Consider the following 19,605-nt stretch of genomic DNA (forward strand, 5'->3'; position numbering starts at 1 on the left):
AGGTTCGCGCCGTGTCGACTTGCGCTTATCCTGTAAAAGCAGGATGTTTTGGGCTTTTCCCATGCCCAAGAGCACGTTACTTGATCGCCTATGGAACTGAAAGGTCCCCGCCAATCTGCAAAGTGCGCCCACAATCTGAGCGAGGTCATCTTCATGGCAACGTGTTCTTTATTGTGCGGTGCCGATGGCTGTAATGCTATCGCGTTCTTTGCGCGGATGCGTGAAGGTTGGTTCCGTCAGTTCCTGTGCAGGACATGCTGATAGACACGCCGTCGGCAGGCGTTGTAGCCATTGATGGTAAAACGGTGCGTGGCTCGAGTGGTCACAAGGGTGCCATTCACATGGTCAATACTTGGGCCAGTGGGGCGGGCATTTCGCTTGGGCGCTACAAGGTCGATGCCAAGTCGAATGAAATCACGGCGGTGCCTGAGCTGCTGAACATGTTGGCCATTAGGGGGGTGTTGACCCTTGATGCCATGGTATGCCAGAAGTGCATTGCCAAGACCATTCGCAAAAATGAAGCCGACTATCTCCTGGCGGTCAAAAGCAATCAACGCACGCTGCACGAAGATGTCTTGGAACACTTCGACCGTTCCTGGCAAGTTAATCTGGATGATGCTCCCGGTGATAATTTTTGTGCTCAGCAAAGGAAGAAGCACGGGCGCCTAGAGTTACGTCAGTGCTGGGTCATGCACGACATGGAGCTGCCGGTGGCTTCAGGCTGGCAAGCCAAGACGATTACGGCGGTACAACTGGATCGCACAACCGCACAGAAAGGGACTAGTCTGATATGGTATTTCATCGGCAGTAAAGAACTCACGGCTGATGAGGTGCTGCAAGCAAAGCAACAGCATTGGCGTGTTGAGAACCCGTTGCACCGAGTCTTCGGGTACGGGCAGGTAGGCTCAGCGCGCGGTCTGGCCCCCTGCGATTATCCTGCCCGGATAAACCGGTCAGCCATCGAGGTCCTAGCGTCGGTCAATAGGGCCATTGCCTCGGACCACCTTCCGGAGCACGGCGACCGTGGATAGTTACATGAGGAAGCTCAACCCGCTTCTGCGTCTCGCGTCCATCGCCGGCGTCGAGATGGCGATCAAGCTGCACATTCGCCGAGGCGACGATCTCGATGCTCGGGACGGTTCGGGCGCGACGCCCCTTATCCTCGCCGCCGGGAGGCGCAGGAAGGGGCGGTCAGGCTGCTTCTGGATGCCGGGGCAAACCCAACGCTCGCCGACCAGAGCGGAATGGACGCGCTGGCGCACGCCCTCAAAGGCGGCTGCCCCGAGATCATAGCCGTTCTGACGGAGGCCGTCGCGCGTCTCGCTGTGCCGGAACCTTCGACTGAACCCGTCGCCGAGGTCGAAGAGACGTCTGTCGAGCTGGTCGAGAGCGTACGGGACGGCGAGTCGGGGGCTCCGCCTACGACGGTTGAAACGCCGAACTCCAAAGCACCGCCCTTTTGGGAGGAGACTGTCGTGGTCGTCTCTACTGCCGACGATGACTCGCAGCTGACGGAAATCGAGAAGTCGTCCACCACAGTAGCCGATACTTCGAGCGCGTCTGTCTCAGTAGTTGCGCCTAAGGACGAACCGAACTTGTTCGCGCTGGACGACGAGCCGCTGGAATACATCTTCGCCGACGACTGGGAGGCGGAGGAGGAAGTATCCGCACCGGAGGGCGACGCGGCCGTTGCCGAGGCGGCCAGACACGTTCACGAGGCCATCGGGCGCCACAAAGTCGTTGACCGAGACGAGGACTGGGGGGACGTCGATCTTCATTTGCCATTTAGAGCCGCTCCGCTCGTCCGGGATGAGGGAGACAGGGTAATCCTCCCGTTAAACCGCAGTGATCGAGGGTAGAATTTCCACTACAAGGGAATTCACACAATGAAGCAATCTCGATTTACCGACAGCCAGATCATGGCGATCCTCAAGCAAGCTGAAGCGGGTACGCCCGTGCCGCAATTGTGCCGTGAGCATGGCATGAGCAGCGCTTCGTTTTATAAGTGGCGCGCCAAATACGGCGGCATGGACACCTCGATGATGGCACGTCTGAAGGAGCTTGAGGCCGAAAACCGGCAACTCAAGAAGATGTATGCCGAAGAGCGTTTGAAGGCTGAAATGGTGCAGGAGGCGCTGCGAAAAAGTGGTAGCGCCATCTCGACGCAAGGAGATGGCGCAAAACGCCGTTAAGCACTTTAAATCCAGTATCCGCCTGGCGTGCCAGGCGTTTGGCATCAGCGAAAGCGCCTACCATTATCAGGCCAAACACAACGACGAAAACGAGGTCATTGCCGACTGGCTGATACGGTTGACAACGGCCCAACGCAACTGGGGCTTTGGCTTATGTTTCCTGTATTTGCGCAACATTAAAGGCTACCCATGGAACCACAAAAGGGTGTACCGCATCTATCGTGAACTGGAGCTGAATTTACGCATTAAGCCCAAGAAGCGACTGGTGCGCGAGCGACCGGATCCGCTGGGCACGGCGACGGATATCAATCAAGTCTGGTCCGTCGATTTTATGCACGACCAGCTAACCGATGGACGTGGGATTCGGTTGCTGAACGTCGTCGACGACTTTAACCGTGAGGGCCTTGGAATCGAGGTGGACTTTTCCTTGCCGGCAGAGCGCGTAACACGGGCCCTGGATCAGATCATTGAGTGGCGCGGTAAACCTGCCTGTATACGTTGCGACAACGGCCCTGAATATATTGGCAAAACCATGCTTCAATGGGCTGCCAGGCAACGCATTACGCTAATCCATACCCAGCCTGGCAATCCGCAGCAAAACGCCTATGTCGAGCGTTATAACCGCACGGTGCGTTATGATTGGCTGGCCCAAAACCTGTTTAGCAGTCTGGACGAAGTTCAACTCGGTGCCACCGCTTGGCTTTGGACTTACAACAATGAAAGGCCAAACATGGCACTGGGCGGCATTACCCCACGACAGAAATTAGCCAGTAAATATTTAAATAGTTCTACTGCCGCTTACTGCTAAAAATGGGGGATTACCGGAGAAGGAATACGAAGCCGGAAATCATCGTCCGAAAAGCGCTGTTCGCAGCCGGCTTCCGGTTTCGTCTGCACCGCAAGGATCTGCCGGGTTGTCCCGACGTCGTTCTGCCCGGGCGTCGAATCGCCATTTTCGTGCATGGCTGCTTTTGGCACGCCCATCGATGCTGTCGCTACGCGAAGATCCCTGCCTCGCGCAGGCAGTTCTGGGAGGCCAAGCTCATGGCCAACGTTGAGCGGGACGTGCGAGCGATGGGCGCTCTGCTCTCCGCAGGGTGGCGCGTGCTGGTGGTCTGGGAGTGCGCGACGCGGTCGGCCGAGATGAGGGAGGCTTTGCCCGAGCTACTGCGCCGCTGGATCGACGGCTCAGAGGTAAGCGGGGAGTTCTGCTCCGATTCCAAGCGTCCATGAATTTCAACACCACGCCGGCGATCTTGCGAGCGAGACGAGGCGGGACTGCGTTGCCGACCTGCATGTATTACTCGGTAAGGTTGCCGGCGAAGAAGTAGTTGTCCTGGAATGTCTGAAGACGGGCGGCCTCCCGTACGGTTAGGTTTAGGCACTGGGACGGATCTGGATTGATGCAGTAGTGCTCGTCCTTGGTGATGTGAGCGACGATTCGATGGAGTCGAAAACGGAACCCGTTTGCATGTAGAAAACGGCGTACCGCCAGTTCAGGCTGCGTATTGGTCGAACGTATGCGGGACATCATACGTGATCGTGTGGAGGTATCGACGTTGTCCATGTTTCCTGGTATCCTGGGCGCTCTCCGAAAAATATTGTAAAGACTGAGTTTTAGATGGGCATGAATTCCAGAAATTCCATTCCGATCGTTGACCTTTTTGCCGGTCCGGGTGGCTTGGGTGAGGGATTCTCTTCCTTGCCTCGCGATCCATTCCGGATCGTGGTGTCCGCCGAAATGGACAAGCATGCCCATGCGACATTGCGTTTAAGGGCTTTTTACCGGATCTTGCGCAGAATGGGAGGCGACATGCTTCGTCCCTACTACGACCTGTGTAATCTCGGTACTCTGTTGCCAGACGATTTGGCAATTCAGTCCGCTTGGGCGGAAGCATCATCGGAAGCACTTCAATTGACACTCGGCAACGCAGACGATAATGCGCTACTGGATGCAATCATCAGAAAAAATGGCCTCGGCGAGACGATGCCGTGGGTCCTTATCGGTGGTCCTCCGTGCCAAGCGTACTCGCTGGTGGGACGTTCCCGAAACCGCGGCAAGACTGACTATCGCCCCGAAGAGGATCATCGTCACTTTCTCTATCGTGAATATCTTCGGATCATTCAGAAATATCGCCCTGCCGTCTTCGTGATGGAAAATGTAAAGGGCATTCTGTCCTCCAAGGTCGGAGGGGAGCACATTTTTCACTCCATACTGAACGATCTGTCCGACCCTGATCGCGCAACCGGTAAGGCAAGTTGTCAGCTCGGATACCGCATCCACTCTCTGTCTAATGACGTCGTGTTCGAAAGGGGGGCGATGCTAGGCTGATCGATGCTAGGAAGTTCATCGTTCGAGCGGAAGAATACGGTATTCCACAGGCTCGACACCGGGTAATCCTGTTGGGAGTGCGAGAGGATATTGAGCCAGACCGAATACGTACACTTTCCAAGGCCAACCTGGAATGTACTCTTGCAGACGCATTGATCGGGCTACCCCCGCTGCGGAGTAGTTTGAGCAAGCAAGCAGACTCAGGCAGGGCTTGGCAGGAAACCGTACGCGAACATTTCCGCGAGCTGGAACAGGCCGCCCGGCACCAAGGCAATACGGAATTGGCCGCTCACTTTGCAAGATTGTCGGCCGAAATCCCATTAGGACTTACAACCGGTGCACTGCGCGTTCCGCGTTCTGGTCGTATGTCCCAGTGGCGTTCGGAAAGATTAAGGGAATGGTACGAGGATCCTAATCTTTCGGTTTGGCTCAATCATGAGGCGCGAGGACACATGTCGCTCGATCTAATGAGGTATGTCTACGCCGCGACTTTCGCGCTGGAGTACAAGAGATCTCCCAAGGGACACGAGGAATTTAATCTTATCGAAAAATTGCGCCCGCTTCACGCAAACTGGGAGTCGGGAAAGTTTTCCGACAGGTTCAGGGTCCAGCGCCTTGAAGGCCCGGCCACAACAATAACGAGCCATATATCCAAGGATGGACACTATTTCATTCACCCGGATCCTAAACAGTGTCGTAGTCTGACAGTCCGCGAAGCCGCAAGGGTCCAAACTTTTCCGGACAACTACTTTTTCAGGGGAATCGCACGCAGCAATATCATCAGGTCGGCAACGCAGTTCCTCCGTTGCTCGCTCGCCAGATCGCCAACATCGTCTACTTACTTTTTAATGGGGTCTAGTTACTCTAGCCAAATTGCTGCACTGCATTATTCTGGTGGTAACGATAAAAAATCTTGCATCACGCATAGATGGTTGATTAGTCATGAAATCAAACTGGTTGGCACGAAGCATAAGCTGTACAAAGTAGGAAAATCTAAATTTCCAAAATCTTGTTTCGCACTTCGATTTTCTGCGGGCTTAAAAATTTGCACCGATTTCTTTTGGTGAAATTTCCAGGTTAGCCACTTACTATTGATCGCCATATCATGCTTTAAAAATCTCATTTCGATGATACGTCATGTAGTGCTGCTGCTTTGGGGTCAAGGGTCTGGGTCGCAAGTTCATGTCTAATCCCCAAGCCCGTTGAATCTCCGCTGGAAGCTGCCGGCTAACATGAACTTGACCGTTGTCGTTGAAGGTGATGAATCCGTAATCGAAGAGCCGGTCGATGTGCGGTGCTAACAGTAGGCCGTTGTAGCCGTCCAATCTTTCAGTGTTGTCGCTTTTGGCCCACGGTTTGATGTGACTAGCAATCAGAAAACGTTTATCCCTGATGCTGGTGATACGGCAACATGGTTCGATTACAGCTACCCGAGAACGAAACAAACCCTGACCAATACGCGCTTTGATCAGCTGGATTCGTTCCGAGCTCGAGATTTCATTGTTGTTCAGCAGTAAATCAATAGAGGTGCTGGCATCTGCTTCTGAGTTGGCACTCGTATGTTGGTTACTTAAAGGGTTCCGTGGTGTTACAGATGTGCGCTCAAGAACAACGTGGCTTTCTTTGATATCTGATACGGCGAAGGTGCCTTCATATGTCCATGATTGGGATATCTCCGTGAAAAGCATTATCGGGTATTCATAGTCCGGCTGATTGAAAAGGGCTTGGTTTGCCTTTTCGGCGTGTGAGACTTTCCCATTGCGTGCCTTGAAAGAATAGCGGTAGGCCAATTTGTCGCTGTTGGTCCAGCCATCATCCTCGTACGAGCCGTGGCGAGTCTTAATAAGTACAGCACGGCATACGGGAAGTGCGCCGATCCAGTTTATACCTTGCTGAGGCGTGTTTCCAATCTGCCAACTTTCATCTTCCCAGTACGGTGAGTTTTCGACTTTTGAAAATTGTATGAGATCAAAGAGATTTCTTTTGGTAACGGTATCGCCCGCTTCAAGTAGCAACAGGTCACTAGGTTTTTTACTTGCATTTAAAGGTCCATTGGCCATTTTGCGGTAGCTTGGGTAATAGGCAAGCGTTGGGTTTGATGCCATGACGTTTGATTATTTATGACAAAGAATGGCTAATCGTAACCCATCACGTTTGTGTTGCGCCAAACTGGACTGGGGGCTTGTCAATGTCGGTGGAGATCTGACCGGTGGGTCAGTATTACATCGGCGCTAACAGGTGCCCTGGCATCAACGCCTTGATTTGCAGAATCTGTGCTTGGGCGGCATCAAACACACGATACTCGGGCTCGTCAGGAAATGCACCGGTCCCCGCGTAAATGGCGCCATCAAATCCTAAGGTACGCAGCAGGTTAATGACCCTTAGGTCGTCCAACAGCGGATAAACCTGCACATAAAGGGTTTTCAGAAGTTCGGGCCGATGATCGAGAAGGGCGTGCATAGTGGGATAGGTGTGTCCGAACTCGCTATCCCAAAGGTTGGTGTTGTAGAACCACTGGGCATGGCTAAGGGCAATGGTCTGGACGTTCTTTTCGCCGATTTTTTCAATTAAATCTTCCATCTCAACAAAGGCATCGTCTTTATTGAAAATTACGGGGCGATTGACCGTAAGCGTCTGGGGAACTACATTCCCCTCCCTACCTCAAGCGCAAATTTTTTCAGAAACGGCGTCGACGCCGTTAGTCTCAGGTGCCACCCAGTTGTGGGGTAGCAGCTCGTCGATCCGGCTGTTTGGGTGTGTCGGCAGACGCGTGAGCACATCCTTCAGATAGGCATGCGGGTTCAGTCCATTGAGCTTGGCCGATTGAATCAGACTCATAATCGCGGCCGCGCGTTTACCGGCACGCAATGAGCCTGCAAAGAGCCAGTTGGATCTTCCAACGGCCACGGGTCTGATCTGTTGCTCGATATGATTGTTGTCGATTGGGACGAACGGATCGTCCAGATAGCGGGTCAGTGCCGCCCAGCGTTTCAGGCTGTAATCCAGTGCCTTGGCCGTGCCGGTACCATTCAATACCCGCTGGCGTTGGACCAACATCCAGGTGTGCAGGGCATCGGCCAGGGGCTTGGCTTTTTCTTGTCGTAGCGCCAGGCGTTGGGCGGGAGACAGGGTCGCTACCTCGCGCTCGATCGCGTAAAGTTCGCCAATCAATTCCAGAGCCCGTTGACCCACAGGGCTCTGGTTGTTCTTGTGCAGGTCGAAGTATTTACGGCGCGCGTGGGCCATACAACCAAGCTCGGTCACCCCTGGCGGAACAAGGCGTTGTAGCCCGAGTAGTCATCAACGACCAGCTGACCTTGCCAATCCCCCAGGAACTCGCGGGCATAGAGACCTGCTCGACCCTCATTGAAGTCGTAGATGACGGCCTTCAAGGACTCGAACTTGCCCGGTGCATAGGTCCAGAAATAGGCCTTATGGGTCTTGCCGCTACCGGGCTTGAGCATGCGCACCGGGGTTTCGTCGGCATGGAGGATACGGTGTTGCAAGATACACCGACGCAGGGCGTCGACCAGTGGTTGCAGTTCATGACCGCATTGCCCGACCCATTGGGCCATGCTCGAGCGCGGGATGTGCATGCCGTCGCGCTTGAAGATCGCTTCCTGGCGATACAGGGGTAAATGATCGGCATATTTGGCGATCAGGATCTGGGCCAGCAACCCCACGGCGGCGATGCCTTTGTCGATGATGTACGCGGGCATCGAAGCCTGCGTCATTGACTGGCAGTGTGTACACGCCCAGACCCCACGCACATGACGCTCAACGCTGAAGGTGCCTGGGGTGTAGTCCAGCTTCTCGCTGACGTCTTCACGAATACGCTTGAGCTGGCAGCCACAATCGCAGGTTGTGGACGCCGGTTCATGGTGGATGGTGGTGCGGGGCAACTCGGGCGGCAAGGCCGCACGGCGCGGTTTATCGCGCGGTTCACCCGCAGCAGGCGGGTTTTAAGTTTATTAAGTTCGCGCTCGATGGCCTCAAGGTCTTCGCCCACGGCCTCATCGAACAACAACGCCTGTTCACCGCCCAATTGCTCGCTTTTCTGGCCGAACTTGTGCCGGCGCAAGATGGCAATCTCGTGAGACAACGCCGTGATACGCGCCGCTTTGAACGTGATGTCTTGATCTTTGCGCGCATTGGCCAGCATGAGCTGACGCGCCAGTTCGCGCAACTGGTGCGCGTCTAGCTGGTCAAGGTCATCGGGCGTGTTCGTCATCATGAGGCGTAGTGTTACACAGCGCCTGTGCGCCGGCTATTGGCAACGTCCCCGATTGCAGAATGACGATCTTTTAGGGTTAAACCAGACGGATAATGCCAGCCTCACCGATACGCTGCCAAGGCAAGCCCAGCACCAGGGCATCGAGCTGCTCGTGAGTGAGTGATACGCTGCCATGGCCGTCATTTGACCACATGAAATGGCCTTGATTCAGACGCCGTGCCACCAACCAGACGCCGATGCCGTCATGAACCAATACCTTCATGCGATTGGCCCGTTTGTTGGCAAACACATACGCATGATGCGGATGCGCAGCGCCAAAGACCCGCACAACCCGTGCCAGGGCCGTATCGGCACCGGCCCGCATATCCAGGGCTCAACGGCCATCCAGACCTGGTCGATACGGATCATGCCATCAATTCCCGCAGCACGTGCGCCAGTGCCTGGCTGTTCGAAGACGGCCAATGCAGTGTAATGTTCATCCGCGTTGCGCTCAGCTCGACCCGCACGGTAGCATCAGCCGTTGGGGCACGTTCGTGACGATGCGCTGAGGCGGGCATCAGCAACGAGGTCGACGTTGGCGGCCCCAAAGCAATAAACTCAGGCAATGCCCCCGCAGGTGCTGGCACAGGCACCGGGTCTGTGGGTGCATCGTCAAGGGTATGCAGCCCCAAACGTTCATGCTCAATGACCCATCGACGTAAAAGGTTTGCATTCAAACCGTGATCAAGTGCGATAGCGGCCAGCGAGGCACCGCTGCTTAAGCACTGCTGGACCAGTTCGGCCTTGTACGCAGGGAGTGTTTGCGGCGCCGACGCCGACCATTAGTATCTTGGTGCATACGTGTCCATGGAAAAATAAATGGACACGTATGCTCTAACACAGCGTCAGCGGATTCAAGATGGGGTTGGCTGAACGCTTACGATTGACCGTTAATTCTGCTTGAATCAAGCGTGGGCAGGTGCCATTCAGACCATCAAGTCTGGGCGTGTTGGGGTGCAGCGCATAGTGCCGCGCCACCCGTTCGGCACCAAAAGAAAGACTTGCGTGCCGGCTTTGAAAGCAATAGGCTTTGGGCTCAGGCAGCGGGTCATAACCGGGGCCATGCTCCCCCGCCAGGCGGTAAATTTCAGCATTAAAAACTCTCCCTGGGTGGGCAACCACCGCTTGATCTAAAAAGCGACGATCCGTCGGCGCAGACCGATGCCACTCGCCGTTTCAAGGAAGACCCGGGCGCCCAGGCCGTGCTGAAGCTGCTGGCTTGATTGTGCAGTGCGGACCCAACTGTATGAAAACTATTGTGGCGCTTGTGGTTACATGACTTTTCATGAGGTTTTCCCGAGAGTTATTCACAGTTTGTGGGGATAACTCTCGGGCGATGCGTCTGTGTTCTTAATGGGTAGCATGGGGCCTGGCCGTCATTTCAAGACCAAGCGCGGCCAGCAGCACACCGGAACAGGTTAGACATTTTAAAGGCGGCATGATTTCTATCAGTCATACACACAGAGCAACTACGTGCACCAGTCAGCGCAGGTGGTGTGACGGGCGTAACGCAACCTTCAGGTTTGTTATGGTCCCAATCTTCGAAGTTGACTAATTTCGTTCATAGATAATGTTTTATGGTTCATAATACGTTATCTATGAAAAGTTTTATGCCGAAAAAACTTGTTTCAGAACCCTTCCTGCATCCAAATATTAACGCCAGGCTTGCCGTTTGGGGGCGTTGCGTGCGTGTGCAGCGGGTGCGTCAGAAGATCAAAGCTGTAGATTTTTGTCTGCGCATTGATATTTCGGAAAGCACGCTGCGTCGCCTCGAGTCGGGTGATCCTTCTGTTGCTGCAGGCACTTATCTTGCAGCGTTGAACGCGCTCGGGTTAATGGATGCTGTCGTGCCCATGCCTTCGGCGGCCTGGTTCGATGGCAGTCCCAACGCGCGAGTCAGCGGTTTGGGTGGCGATGATGACTACTTCTGATGGTCTTTATATCTATTTACAGCGCCCTGATAACGGTGAATGGGTCACTGTAGGCCGGTATGGCCGTGACGCAGTCACTGGTACGGGCCGTTTTCGTTATGCGCCCAGTTATCTTGATGCCGGTTTGCCGTGGAGCATTGACCCGGTGAATTTGCCATTAGGGGTGACGCCAATTGAAGCGACACGCTACGGCGGCCTGCATGATGTATTGCGCGATGCTTGCCCTGACTCGTGGGGGCAAACATTGCTTCAGCGCGAGCACGGATTATCCCGGCAGGCTCACATGAGCATGTACCTGCTGCATGCCAGTAATGCTGACAGGTGGGGCGCGTCCCAAAGCGACTGTTCAGGATCAGGAAAGGTATTGGCTGGTCAAGCCTGTCTTGCCGTCAGATGCTATCGATATTCCGCTTCTTGAGTTTGCTGTTCAGCGTTGGGCAACGGCCTCGGGCATGTGTTTTGCGCATACCGAGCACCATCTGGATCAGTTGATTAAACGCGTTCAAAGCCATGCGTCTGTGGCATTTGAGTTCTTACCCCTGAGTTACGTGATTTCATGACAGAACGCCTTGCCCATGGGGTGGGGCTGCTGTTGTGAACATTTTCAGGTCATTGTGCAGTGCGAACCCAACTGTATGAAAACCATTGCGGCGCTTGCGGTTACATGACTTTTCATAAGGTTTTCCCGAGAGTTATTCACAGTTTGTGGGGATAACTCTCGGGCGATGCGTCTGTGTTCTCAATGGGTAGCATGGGGCCTGGCCGTCATTTCAATGCCAAGCGCCCGCATCACGGCCAGTGTGGTTTTCAGCGTCGGATTTCCACGTTCACTGAATGATCGATAAAGCTGCTCACGGGAAAGCCCTGTTTTTTGAGCGATTTCTGCCATTCCTTTGGCACGAGCAACCACACCAAGTGCCTTGGCAATATAAGCGGCATCGCCTGTTTCAAAAGCATCAGCCATAAAAAAGCAATTTCCTCATCATCGACCAAGGCCTTTGCAGGATCATAAGTTGTCAGTTTTTCAGTCATTTTTTTCGTTCCATTCGTTGGCGAGCCTTTTTGCGGTCGCAATATCTCGGGCTTGGGTGTTTTTGTCACCGCCGCATAGCAGTACAACCAGAAGATTGCCTCGTCGTTGGAAGTAAACGCGATAACCTGGGCCGTAATGAATTCGTAACTCACTAACCCCGTTACCAACCGGTTCAACATCGCCCGGCAATCCTTCCGCCAATAGGGTCTTACACCATCAGTTACCGTCTGATTTCCACGATCTGACTCCAGTCTGTCGTGTACGCCGGGGTCTTGCGCTCTTGTTTCATGGCCCATGCGGTGTCATGGTCATGCAAGGTACTGGCCGGCACAAGGGTTGACTTGCCGTAACGCTGGTTAATGCCATCGATGCTTTGCATGATTTTTGAAGCGTTATTTCCTGCTTTGGCCTCGGGCAAGGGCTCGAACAATGACAGTTGTCGGTTGGCGCGGTTCAGGGGTTCAATATCCAGCAAACAGACCCCGGCTTTGGCATAGTTGAAGCCCGGCCGGAAGATGCGTTTCAACCCTTGGCGAACGGCATCCAGCATGGCCCGGGTGTCATCGGTTGTTCTGGCAAGGGGCACTACAATGCTGCCGGAATAGGGCGGGTCGTTGCGAAAGAAGCTGGTGCGGGCAAATACGTAGACGGCCCCTGTGGCACTTTCTTGTGCCCGTAACCGTTCGGCGGCCCGGGCGGTGAATACGCTTAGGGCCTCGAACAGGTCGTTGACGTGCTGCACGGGGTGCCCAAAACTGCGCGAGCACATGATTTGCTGTTTTTCGGCAGGAAATTCTTCCCAGCCCAGCCGGGGCAAGCCCGCCAGTTCTTCAGCTGTTTTTGCCAGCACCACGGAAAACTTGTCGCGAATGACTCGGGTGTCTGCGCACGCCAGATCGGCCGCAGTGGCAATGCCTAGTTCACGCAGTTGGGGGCCAGACGGCGGCCGACGCCCCAGACGTCTTCAATCGGTACATGCGCCAAGGCGCGCAAGCGTCGGGTGTCGTCGACTTGGGCCAGGTCACAAACGCCTTGCAGACGCGGTATTTTCTTGGCCAGGTGGTTCGCCAGTTTGGCCAGGGTTTTGGTGGGGCCAATACCCACGCACGTGGGGATGCCGATCCATTGCCGGATGCGGGTACGAATGGCGGTACCGATGTCCCGGCCCGACCCCGGCACACCGGTCAGGTCAAGAAAAGACTCGTCAATGGAATAAATTTCTTGCCGGGGTGAAAACTGCCCGATGATGTTCATCATGCGGTGGCTCATGTCGCCGTACAGTGCGAAGTTGGCGGACAGGGCCACCAGCCCGTGGGTATCGGCCAGATGACGTATCTTGAACCAGGGGCCCCCATTGTGATGCCCAGATTTTTGGCTTCTTGTGTGCGTGCGATGGCGCAGCCGTCGTTGTTGCTGAGCACGACCAAAGGCTTGCCCTCGAGGCCGGGCCGCATGACCCGTTCGCACGAGCAATAAAAGCTGTTGCCGTCGATCAGGGCGATGCGTTGGTGGTGTGTGGTCGGAACGTCCATGTCACGACTCCCCAGATATACAGCTCTTGGCCGTCTTTCAGTTCGATGTGGGCAAAGGTGGGGTTGGCGCAGTCAAGCCGCACGACCCCTTTGCGTTTGTAGAGCCGTTTGACGGTGTATTCGCCATCAATGACGGCAACCACGATACGGCCATGCGCCGGCGTGACCGAGCGGTCAACGATGACGTAATCGCCGTCGAGGATGCCGGCATCACGCATGGAGTCGCCTCGAACCCGCATGAAAAACGTGGCATCGGGTTGTTTGACGAGCAGATCGTTCAGGTCGAGCCGTTTTTGGGCATGGTCTTGGGCAGGGCTTGGAAAGCCGCATTGCACGGTGCCGGGAATATTCCAGACCGGAACAGGCAGATGGCGGATGGGGACGGGTTCAAACATAAATATACTGTAAATAAAAACAGTATATTAGCTTGGGGTGAAAGATGGCAACAAGGAAGACTCAGTGAACAAATATCCGGGCTCTTTTGATTGTATATCCCATTGACATATCCCGTTTCCGGTCATAAGATGAAACCTGTATTGTCATTTTCAGAAGGTAGGCCATGGAACAAGGTGCTGTTTTTCAAAGCAATCGCAGTCAGGCCATCAGGCTGCCCAAAGCCGTCGCGCTGCCTGACGATGTCAAACGGGTTGACGTGGTGGCGCTGGGCCGAACCCGAATCATCACACCGGCCGGTGAATCATGGGATAGCTGGTTCGACGCCGTGGGTGTAACGCCTGATTTCATGGCACAGCGCGAGCAGCCGGATGCCCAAGAGCGCGAGGCGTTTTAATGCTCAAATTCATGCTCGACACCAATATCTGCATTTTCACCATCAAGAATCGGCCGCAAGAAGTTCGGGAAGCGTTCAAGCGGCACTCTGGCCAAATGTGCATCAGCACGGTAACGCTGATGGAACTCATCTATGGTGCCGAGAAATCTTCGAATCCCGAGCGTAATCTGGCAGACGTTGAAGCTTTCGCTGCGCGCCTTGACGTACTCAACTATGATGCGCAAGCGGCCGCACATACCGGTCAGCTTCGCGCAGAGCTTGCCCGTGTTGGCCAGCAGATTGGTCCCTATGACCAAATGATCGCAGGCCATGCCCGATCGAACGGGCTTATTGTGGTGACTAACAACCGCCGCGAGTTCGACCGGGTACCCGGTTTAAGAATTGAAGATTGGGTTGCCCAGGCGGGATGAACGTGTTGTCCATCACCATTCCAGCAATCTGTTGACTGAAACAGCGTTCATCTAAGAGCCAAGAGCGCGAGGCGTTTTGATAACGGCCTGTTGGGTGCGCCTGTCCGTCATGAACGACACGAACCTGTGATCGCAATAGTATGTAACAATTGGCTTGATACATCAAAATCGGATGTTTGCCATGAACTCTTTCGCTGTTGTCTGCCGGCCCCTGTTTTTTATTCTTGCGTTGTGGTTGTGCATCATTCCGCGTGTCGGGCAAGCCCAGGATGCAAAGCTGTCTATCGAACTTTGGGCAGAAGCCGAATCCTTCAGGTCGCTGGCGTCAAAAACTTCCTGGCTGCCCTGCGTAGCGCTTCCACACCTGACGCCAATCTCAAGTTCGCAGAACTGGGCGAGTTGCTGTGGGCCGACGATGCCGGGGCCGATGACTGGTCTGTCTTTTTCCGACACAGCCTTATCAACTTCGTCGCCGGTGACTACGACGTTGAAACCGTCGCCTTTCAACACCCCTGGGCTGACATTGTCCTTTTAACGGGCTGGTCACGCAGTCCCACAGATAAACGGTTTCGTCTTGTTGACCTGGGCATGACCATGGGCAGTGTGGCGCGTGGTGCCAAGGCACCGTTCCCGACAGGCTTGGCCTGGATGAATGAAAAACGCTATGCACCCGAAGCGGTGGGGTGCTGAATGCCGCCACCACGAAGGCGATTGCCCGTTTTGAGGCGGGTGAAACAAACAACCCGTTTGCTGACATTGGCCAAGAGGGTGCCATGGCCATGATTCTGGGTGCTGCGCTGCAGTGGGGTGAGCACCAGGTCAACGTGCTGCCATTGTTTGGAAACAACGCCAAATCACGGGCCACGCGCTTTGCGTGGAATGAGCTCATCGTCGCAGGCCAGCGCGGCACCTTGGGCAACATACTGCCTCCGGATATTCCGGCCGCCGCATTCAAGGCGATTGATACCGCGCTATGGGCGACTCTGGAGCCGGTTGTGTACATAGAAAATGGTAATACCGCCGTGTCGCTTTTTACCTCCTGGCGGAATCCCGACATGTATGCCGTATTAACCCTGCGCGGCGATGATACCCGCATGGAAATCATCGACTTCGGGTTTTACAGCTTTTCCGGTTTTATCACGAGGGATGCCCAATGAACGCTCGCTTCCTTGCTGCTTTTGGTTTGTCACTGGGTATCGCCGCACCGGTCTGGGCCCAGACGAAGGCCGTTATGCCGCCACCCGGTAGTTTCAGTGTCATTCCGCTAACCCGCACCGATGCCGAAAACAGGGCACCCATTTGGGTCTCGGCGCAGTCGGGCAATGCCAGCCAGGGCAGCAGCCTCAGTTCTCTTGAAGAGGGTTTATTGAAAGTCGGCGAGAGTGTGACCTATGCTCCGGTCGGCGCCTCAATCAACGAACTTCAGAAGCTGGCAGAGTTACGTTCCCAAATGATGGAAGAAATAATTAATGAAGCTGTGGAAAACAAGGCGAACGACCCCAATGTCATAAAGTTCACGGAAAAGCTGAAACCAAAAGTAGAAGGCAGCAAGGCCAAGATCAAAACCGGCCAGAATCTGGACAAGGCCAGCCAACCGTATGACAGCAAAATCAGCCGTGCGCAAGACAGCCTGGACAGTTCCAAAAAGGCAGGGACTATTCTGTCAAGGTTGGGGAGCTTGCTCGAGATGATCGATATCGTTTCGATAGCTGCTGAAAGTGCAGGCTATCTTGCCGAAGGTGACACCACCGGTGCGACAGGCGCCTTCGTGCGAGGCGGTACCAAAAAAGCTGCCGAAGGGGCAGGGGCGATGGCAGGTTCAGTTGTGCCCGGCGGCTCAATCGTCGGTTCCTGGGCTGGCAACGAGGTGTGGGAAGAAAGTATCAAACCTGTCATTGACAAGCGCGAGGATGATATACGTTTTGAACAGTTGAAGCGCAAAACTCTGAAAAAACCATGGTTGATCCCTCAGCAGTACATGGACGATAAAGGAAACGTTCGTGATCTTGAGTTTGATGAATATGTCGATAGCAACACAGGGAATATTCGTCGCCGCTCAGCTGAAGATCAGGAAAAATTCGAGCGCGCTGAAAAAGAGGCGTGGTCGAAGCGGAAGGACTGGGAGCGAGTCAAAAAAGACTACAAAGCCGGAAAAATCAGCGATGAGGCCCTGAATATGGCGTATCAAACCCAGGACCCTTCGCCAAGAATGAGATCGAGAATCCGTCAGGAAAGCTGCCGCAAGCGGTGGCACCTAACAATCAACCGGTATCCGGTGACGCGCTTGCGGGGTTGATCCGGTGCAGGTGACGGCGTCGGGGGCACTGACCAGCACCTACGGCAAAATAAAGGTGGTAGAGACGTATACCTTTACGTTCTGGAATGTGGGTGCGTATTCCACCATGCATGCCAAAGCCCGTTTGAAGGTGTCGTTTTCAAAACTGTTCGACAGCCACGTGATAGAAGGTACGTTTTCGGGGGGCCAAATGGTGTTGTCAGCATTCTGACAGATGAAGATGGCGTCAAGACATTCCAGCTGCATAATGGCACGCACCTGGTCGGCGAGTTCCCGCGAAACACAGGTGATGGCTCAAAGATCGAGTATGTGCTGATGACGCTGCCGGTTTCCAACCCGTCGGCGTTTGCAAATTGGCCCAAAGACCTCAAGTAGTCAGGCGTGAATACCCACGCCGGCTATCTGGCTTGCGGCAGATCAGGAAAATTCAGGCAAATGTGGTGATATCACCACCGCCGAAACTATAAAGGGCGGCCCTGTGGCCCGACTCTCCCCCAGCCCGTCATCATTTCGGTGCCAAAGACAGACTGCACCCATTTTCCGCGTTTCAGCCCTGCAGCGACAGTATTTTTGCACCGCTGGCCTGAACCAGTTCCGGGTCAAACGTGGCAAATAAAACGACCCGGTTTTTCCCCCAGGCCTTGAACTTTGCAGCCAGTGCGCGGCAGGCGCCGGCGTCCAGCCCATCGCTCGGGCCGTCGGCAAGAATGACGGCGGGGTCTCCGATGGCAGCGGCGGCAAGGTAAACCTTGCGGCGCATCCCGGTCGACATTTGTTCAAACTGTTTTTCCAGGTGGGGTTCAAGGTCGAGCTGACGTATCCACTCGAAGACGTCAGGACCGATGTCAACCCCTTTTTCGGCGGCGGTACGTTGCAACAGTTCCTGGCCGGTCAGTACAGGTTCGCTCAGGCAGTCGGCGGGAACCCAGGCGCGCAGTGCGTTGACCTGCTTATGTTGCCGCGTGATGGAATGCCCGTTGATGAAGACATCGCCGCCGTCAGGCGCAAGCCGCCCTGCGACAATATTCAGCAGGGTTGATTTGCCGGTGCTTTCTTCATCGCACAAGGCGTAGCAACCCGGCCCCAGATCAAGCGTCAACCCACGGAAAACGGGGTGGCTTCGGTAGCTTTTTTGGAGGTTTTCGATGCGTAACATGACCATTATTGTAAGCTGGCTCGCGAATCATTTCGGGCTTGGCGAGCGCTCTGGCCCCCCATGACCGTGTTCAGGGGCGCGTAGTCGCTATGGTCTGCGGAGACAAGGCCGGTCGCCTGCTGCGAATGGAAATACGCACTCAGGGGCACCTGGTCTTCAAGCATCAGGCGTTTGATTTTAGCCTTGTGTTCGGCACACACCGTCGGGCCGAACACAAACGGGTCGTAGTGAATGGCTTCTGACCGCCATAAAACGCGCAACGCATCCGGGGCCATTTTTTCTTGTCGGACAAAATCATCGGCACGCACAAATTCAACCGGCAGGTTCAGGCCTTTGCTCAGGTGTTTGAGCAATGGCCGATACTCCTCAACCAGAACTTCCATACTTTTCTTCGGAATTACGGCAATGCGCAGATCGTCCTGGCGGCAAACGGGTTCAGCCACCGCCATTGCGGGCGCGTCAAGTGGCTCAGCCAGAGCCAGTCCGGGGACACCCGTCAACAGGAGTAACAACAGCAACAGGCGAAGCATCATGCGGGCTCGGTAGCGGGTTTGGGTTCTGGTTTACGGGTGCTGGCGGGTGGTGTTGCAGCCATGAGCGTGGCGGCGTCCGACAGGGCCGTAGCCGGTTGCATGGCATTGAACGTTTCCAGGAATTCAGGAATCTTGTCGGCTGCAACAGGGCGGCTGAAGTGATAGCCCTGACCGAAATCACACCCTGAAGTTTTCAGGTAAACCAGTTGCTCCCGCGTTTCCACGCCTTCGGCGACCACCTGCAGCGACAGGCGCTTGGCCAGGGCGATGGTTGACGACACAATCGGGCTGTCGTCGTGGACATTGGACAGTTGGGCAATCAGACCGCGATCGATTTTCAGTTTGCTGATGGGCAGTGAGTACAAGTGCGCAAAGCCGGCATAGCCCAGTCCAAAGTCATCCAGGCTGATTTCCAGACCCGCCTTCTTGAGTTTTTCAAGGTGCTGGATGGCCAGTTGCTCGCGGTCCAGAATGGCGGTTTCCGTGATTTCCAGCTCGATCAGCATGATGTGCGAGAGCTGGTCTTTATCCTTTGTCCCTGGTACAGGCAGCAGAATCGGCATGTGCCACTTTGGGGCTACGGCATTGGGGCCGCTGCTGTCACCTGTGGGCAGAAAGGGGCGAAAACCATGGCGTGCCACCTGATGACGCACCTGCTCCAGCCAGTGTTCGGGCAGAATGGCGGGCAAGGTGTCATGGCTGTTGTAAATCCATCGACCTTGCGGGGTATACAGGCTCAGGCGCTTGAAAATAGGGTCTTTGGCCAGGGCCCGCGACAGGTTGTTTTGTTCGCTGGCCAAGGCGATGTTCTCGGCCAGAAACACCTGGCTGACGGCCTTGGAGCGATCCGCCAATTGGTTGAGATGTTCGGCGATGATCGTGGCAAGGTTCAGGTGTTCGGCCGACTTGGACTCAAGCGCTTCAGTACGGGCCGCACGATGTTGCTGGTGGTCAAGCAGCCATATGAATGCGACGATGAACAGCCCCATCAGAACAATCGCAGCCTGGATGAATCCAGGCGAAACAGAGGATTTGAGCCGCGTCAAAGTCAGATATCCGGGTATGCAGATTTACGTGTACCGGATTCTTTCATGCCAACATGACATGATTGTGACGCACTGCTTCTG

26 protein-coding genes and 4 pseudogenes are annotated in these 19,605 nt (G+C 54.9%); 16 read left to right on the plus strand and 14 right to left on the minus strand.

The features are described from left to right. Positions 1–90: 90 nt before the first annotated feature. The 5 genes from N7E01_RS19575 (at position 91) to N7E01_RS17050 (ending at position 3,425) form a co-directional block, all read left to right on the plus strand. Positions 91–261, plus strand: a complete 171-nt coding sequence (locus N7E01_RS19575; RefSeq protein ID WP_434089532.1) for a transposase family protein — start codon at positions 91–93, stop codon at positions 259–261. Further along, complete coding sequence (locus N7E01_RS17035; RefSeq protein ID WP_289173734.1) at positions 255–1,031, plus strand: ISAs1 family transposase; 777 nt, start codon at positions 255–257, stop codon at positions 1,029–1,031. The genes N7E01_RS19575 and N7E01_RS17035 overlap by 7 nt, the downstream gene beginning before the upstream one ends. Before the next feature lie 213 nt (positions 1,032–1,244). Then, positions 1,245–1,859, plus strand: coding sequence for a hypothetical protein (locus N7E01_RS17040; RefSeq protein ID WP_289173735.1), 615 nt, complete (start codon positions 1,245–1,247; stop codon positions 1,857–1,859). 27 nt (positions 1,860–1,886) lie between these two features. Then, positions 1,887–3,000, plus strand: a protein-coding gene (locus tag N7E01_RS17045; protein ID WP_434089533.1) for an IS3 family transposase whose coding sequence is annotated in 2 segments (ribosomal slippage) — positions 1,887–2,140 and positions 2,139–3,000 — 1,116 coding nt in all. Because the reading frame shifts where the segments join, the coding sequence is not laid out codon by codon here. 2 nt (positions 3,001–3,002) lie between these two features. Then, complete coding sequence (locus N7E01_RS17050; protein ID WP_289173737.1) at positions 3,003–3,425, plus strand: very short patch repair endonuclease; 423 nt, start codon at positions 3,003–3,005, stop codon at positions 3,423–3,425. Between the two features lie 67 nt (positions 3,426–3,492). Here the strand turns inward: N7E01_RS17050 and N7E01_RS19580 are convergent, their stop codons facing one another. Then, entirely contained in the window at positions 3,493–3,906 is a 414-nt protein-coding gene (locus N7E01_RS19580) for a DNA cytosine methyltransferase (protein WP_289175848.1), read from the minus strand. On the opposite strand from N7E01_RS19580, the gene N7E01_RS17060 reads away from it, so the two are divergent. Both N7E01_RS17060 and N7E01_RS17065 read left to right on the plus strand, forming a co-directional pair. Continuing rightward, positions 3,814–4,524, plus strand: coding sequence for a DNA cytosine methyltransferase (locus N7E01_RS17060; protein WP_289173738.1), 711 nt, complete (start codon positions 3,814–3,816; stop codon positions 4,522–4,524). The genes N7E01_RS19580 and N7E01_RS17060 overlap by 93 nt on opposite strands. A gap of 77 nt (positions 4,525–4,601) precedes the next feature. Further along, entirely contained in the window at positions 4,602–5,591 is a 990-nt protein-coding gene (locus N7E01_RS17065; protein ID WP_289175849.1) for a DNA cytosine methyltransferase, read from the plus strand. A gap of 36 nt (positions 5,592–5,627) precedes the next feature. Here the strand turns inward: N7E01_RS17065 and N7E01_RS17070 are convergent, their stop codons facing one another. From N7E01_RS17070 to N7E01_RS17090, 5 genes and pseudogenes are all read right to left on the minus strand, one after another. Continuing rightward, on the minus strand, positions 5,628–6,629 hold the full coding sequence (locus N7E01_RS17070) for an HNH endonuclease (protein WP_289173739.1): 1,002 nt from the start codon (positions 6,627–6,629) through the stop codon (positions 5,628–5,630). 115 nt (positions 6,630–6,744) lie between these two features. Beyond that, positions 6,745–7,104 carry a hypothetical protein gene (locus N7E01_RS17075; protein WP_289173740.1) on the minus strand — a complete coding sequence of 120 codons (360 nt, stop codon included), beginning with the start codon at positions 7,102–7,104 and terminating at the stop codon, positions 6,745–6,747. 81 nt (positions 7,105–7,185) lie between these two features. After that, positions 7,186–8,755: pseudogene (gene tnpC, locus N7E01_RS17080) on the minus strand (IS66 family transposase). A 79-nt stretch (positions 8,756–8,834) separates the two neighbouring features. Then, positions 8,835–9,122: an IS66 family insertion sequence element accessory protein TnpB gene (tnpB, locus tag N7E01_RS17085; RefSeq protein WP_289173404.1), complete on the minus strand. Its 288-nt coding sequence runs from the start codon at positions 9,120–9,122 to the stop codon at positions 8,835–8,837. A 40-nt stretch (positions 9,123–9,162) separates the two neighbouring features. Beyond that, positions 9,163–9,537: pseudogene (locus N7E01_RS17090) on the minus strand (transposase); the annotation flags it as partial. 369 nt (positions 9,538–9,906) lie between these two features. Between N7E01_RS17090 and N7E01_RS17095 the strand changes: the two are divergent. The 3 genes and pseudogenes from N7E01_RS17095 to N7E01_RS17105 form a co-directional block, all read left to right on the plus strand. Then, positions 9,907–10,005, plus strand: a pseudogene (locus N7E01_RS17095) (type 1 glutamine amidotransferase domain-containing protein); the annotation flags it as partial. Between the two features lie 369 nt (positions 10,006–10,374). Then, complete coding sequence (locus N7E01_RS17100; RefSeq protein WP_289173741.1) at positions 10,375–10,728, plus strand: helix-turn-helix domain-containing protein; 354 nt, start codon at positions 10,375–10,377, stop codon at positions 10,726–10,728. Continuing rightward, positions 10,712–11,146: a HipA N-terminal domain-containing protein gene (locus tag N7E01_RS17105; RefSeq protein WP_289175851.1), complete on the plus strand. Its 435-nt coding sequence runs from the start codon at positions 10,712–10,714 to the stop codon at positions 11,144–11,146. Before N7E01_RS17100 ends, N7E01_RS17105 begins: the two co-directional genes overlap by 17 nt. 321 nt (positions 11,147–11,467) lie before the next feature. On the opposite strand, the gene N7E01_RS17110 is transcribed toward N7E01_RS17105, so the two are convergent. From N7E01_RS17110 to N7E01_RS17125, 5 genes and pseudogenes are all read right to left on the minus strand, one after another. Beyond that, positions 11,468–11,692, minus strand: a complete 225-nt coding sequence (locus tag N7E01_RS17110; RefSeq protein WP_289173742.1) for an addiction module antidote protein — start codon at positions 11,690–11,692, stop codon at positions 11,468–11,470. 60 nt (positions 11,693–11,752) lie between these two features. Next, positions 11,753–11,962 (minus strand): type II toxin-antitoxin system RelE/ParE family toxin, encoded by a 210-nt coding sequence (locus N7E01_RS17115; protein WP_434089534.1) that lies wholly within the window; start codon positions 11,960–11,962, stop codon positions 11,753–11,755. 19 nt (positions 11,963–11,981) lie between these two features. Next, positions 11,982–12,611, minus strand: coding sequence for a DinB/UmuC family translesion DNA polymerase (locus tag N7E01_RS19145; RefSeq protein WP_350494890.1), 630 nt, complete (start codon positions 12,609–12,611; stop codon positions 11,982–11,984). A gap of 65 nt (positions 12,612–12,676) precedes the next feature. Further along, positions 12,677–13,293 (minus strand): annotated as a pseudogene (locus N7E01_RS19150) (Y-family DNA polymerase). Further along, complete coding sequence (locus tag N7E01_RS17125) at positions 13,254–13,688, minus strand: LexA family protein (RefSeq protein WP_289173743.1); 435 nt, start codon at positions 13,686–13,688, stop codon at positions 13,254–13,256. Before N7E01_RS17125 ends, N7E01_RS19150 begins: the two are co-directional and overlap by 40 nt. A 164-nt stretch (positions 13,689–13,852) precedes the next feature. On the opposite strand from N7E01_RS17125, the gene vapB reads away from it, so the two are divergent. From vapB to N7E01_RS17155, 6 genes are all read left to right on the plus strand, one after another. Then, on the plus strand, positions 13,853–14,083 hold the full coding sequence (vapB, locus tag N7E01_RS17130) for a type II toxin-antitoxin system VapB family antitoxin (RefSeq protein WP_289173744.1): 231 nt from the start codon (positions 13,853–13,855) through the stop codon (positions 14,081–14,083). Beyond that, positions 14,083–14,493, plus strand: coding sequence for a type II toxin-antitoxin system tRNA(fMet)-specific endonuclease VapC (vapC, locus tag N7E01_RS17135; RefSeq protein ID WP_289173745.1), 411 nt, complete (start codon positions 14,083–14,085; stop codon positions 14,491–14,493). The genes vapB and vapC overlap by 1 nt, the downstream gene beginning before the upstream one ends. A gap of 291 nt (positions 14,494–14,784) precedes the next feature. Further along, positions 14,785–15,183, plus strand: a complete 399-nt coding sequence (locus N7E01_RS17140) for a hypothetical protein (RefSeq protein WP_289173746.1) — start codon at positions 14,785–14,787, stop codon at positions 15,181–15,183. Positions 15,184–15,266: 83 nt separating this feature from the next. After that, positions 15,267–15,650, plus strand: a complete 384-nt coding sequence (locus N7E01_RS17145; RefSeq protein WP_289173747.1) for a hypothetical protein — start codon at positions 15,267–15,269, stop codon at positions 15,648–15,650. Beyond that, positions 15,647–16,789 carry a hypothetical protein gene (locus tag N7E01_RS17150; RefSeq protein WP_289173748.1) on the plus strand — a complete coding sequence of 381 codons (1,143 nt, stop codon included), beginning with the start codon at positions 15,647–15,649 and terminating at the stop codon, positions 16,787–16,789. Before N7E01_RS17145 ends, N7E01_RS17150 begins: the two co-directional genes overlap by 4 nt. 4 nt (positions 16,790–16,793) lie before the next feature. Next, positions 16,794–17,000, plus strand: a complete 207-nt coding sequence (locus N7E01_RS17155; protein ID WP_289173749.1) for a hypothetical protein — start codon at positions 16,794–16,796, stop codon at positions 16,998–17,000. A gap of 336 nt (positions 17,001–17,336) precedes the next feature. Here N7E01_RS17155 and N7E01_RS17160 read toward each other — a convergent pair whose 3' ends face one another. The 3 genes from N7E01_RS17160 to N7E01_RS17170 are packed head-to-tail and all read right to left on the minus strand — an operon-like array spanning position 17,337 to position 19,524. After that, complete coding sequence (locus N7E01_RS17160) at positions 17,337–17,945, minus strand: ABC transporter ATP-binding protein (RefSeq protein WP_289173750.1); 609 nt, start codon at positions 17,943–17,945, stop codon at positions 17,337–17,339. 5 nt (positions 17,946–17,950) lie between these two features. Further along, a complete protein-coding gene (locus N7E01_RS17165) occupies positions 17,951–18,478 on the minus strand; it encodes a PhnD/SsuA/transferrin family substrate-binding protein (RefSeq protein WP_289173751.1) in 528 nt (175 codons plus the stop codon). Next, on the minus strand, positions 18,475–19,524 hold the full coding sequence (locus N7E01_RS17170; protein WP_289173752.1) for an EAL domain-containing protein: 1,050 nt from the start codon (positions 19,522–19,524) through the stop codon (positions 18,475–18,477). The genes N7E01_RS17165 and N7E01_RS17170 overlap by 4 nt, the downstream gene beginning before the upstream one ends. Between the last annotated feature and the right edge of the window lie 81 nt (positions 19,525–19,605).

The sequence above is a fragment of the Neopusillimonas aromaticivorans genome, assembly GCF_030344915.1.
GTDB classification, from domain to species: Bacteria; Pseudomonadota; Gammaproteobacteria; order Burkholderiales; family Burkholderiaceae_B; genus Neopusillimonas; species Neopusillimonas aromaticivorans.